This window comes from Achromobacter sp. SIMBA_011 (assembly GCF_046535435.1).
GTDB classification, from domain to species: Bacteria; Pseudomonadota; Gammaproteobacteria; order Burkholderiales; family Burkholderiaceae_B; genus Achromobacter; species Achromobacter dolens.
This window is the reverse complement of record NZ_JAWRWN010000411.1, coordinates 1-274: the sequence shown is the minus strand read 5'-3', so window position 1 is coordinate 274 and position 274 is coordinate 1. Positions and strand designations below refer to the sequence as shown.

The window sequence follows — 274 nt, the reverse complement described above, 5'->3', positions numbered from 1 at the left end:
GTGACGCGCGTGAACGACAGATCAAGTTCCGCGGCCGCAACGGCAGCCTTGGCGATTTCTACTTGGGCTTGGCGCTGACGGCGTGCTGCCTGCGCGTCATCGAAGGTCTTGCGCGACACGGTCCCATTCGGAGCCAGTGTTTCGGCCCGCCGGAAATCGATTTCGGCCTGATCGAGCAGAACCTTTGCCTGCTGCAACTGGGCTTTGGCTCCGTCCAGCGCAACCTGGAATGGTCTCGGATCGATCTGGAAGAGAAGCTCAGCCGGTCGCACGA

1 protein-coding gene is annotated in these 274 nt (G+C 61.7%); it reads left to right on the top strand.

What is annotated here, in order from left to right; all coding sequences use genetic code 11:
* Positions 1–274, top strand: a 274-nt coding sequence (locus tag SB816_RS31515; protein ID WP_410548184.1) for a hypothetical protein, incomplete at both ends; no start/stop codon positions are given.